Source organism: Vibrio sp. 1249-1 (genome assembly GCF_033340495.1).
The window spans coordinates 1-614 of sequence record NZ_JAWOWJ010000770.1 but is presented as its reverse complement, the minus strand read 5'-3'; the positions used below and the strand labels follow the sequence as shown (position 1 = coordinate 614).

The 614-nt window shown below is 49.5% G+C and carries 1 pseudogene; it reads left to right on the top strand.

From position 1 onward, the window contains the following. Window positions 1–614: pseudogene (locus tag R7Z50_RS28830) on the top strand (alpha-glucosidase); the annotation flags it as partial.

Below are 614 nucleotides of genomic sequence, written 5' to 3'. Positions count from 1 at the left end.
GCACTGGTAATCCAACTTACCTGCGTGATTACGACAGTTATTCGAACCTGAAGTACAACGCACTCACGGACAACGGCGCGTGGCATGGCCATTTGCTACCTGAAGATGCGGCGGGTTATGGCGCTTTTGGCGGTATTATGCAAGTAACACAAGAGTACGCGCATTTTATGTCTGGCCAAACGTTCGACAAGCTCACGTTGACCGACAAAGTGAGTGGCCAAACTTACGATTTATCGAACGCAGAAGCGAAAGTCTATTCCATTCCAGGTGCGTTAGTGCAGGTGTTGGACTTGGACGATATTCACGTGCAAATGGTGTTGCGCTTCGTGACTGATCGCTCTTCGCTGGTGGAAACGCTAATCACTAACAAAACTGATCGTGATATGAACTTGGCGTTGGAGTGGGACGGCGAGTTGGTGAAATACGCGCTGTCGACGCGCAAAGACCAAACCGTGGCGCAGTACTACCCAGATTACAAGCGTCAGATTTCGACCATCGAGAACGGCATTAAAATTAACTTTAGCGAGATGAAAGACAACTGGGCGATCCGTAATGATCGCGATGCCGAGTTCCGCATTACTCGTTCTCTACCGACGAAGACGTTCACCAACGAA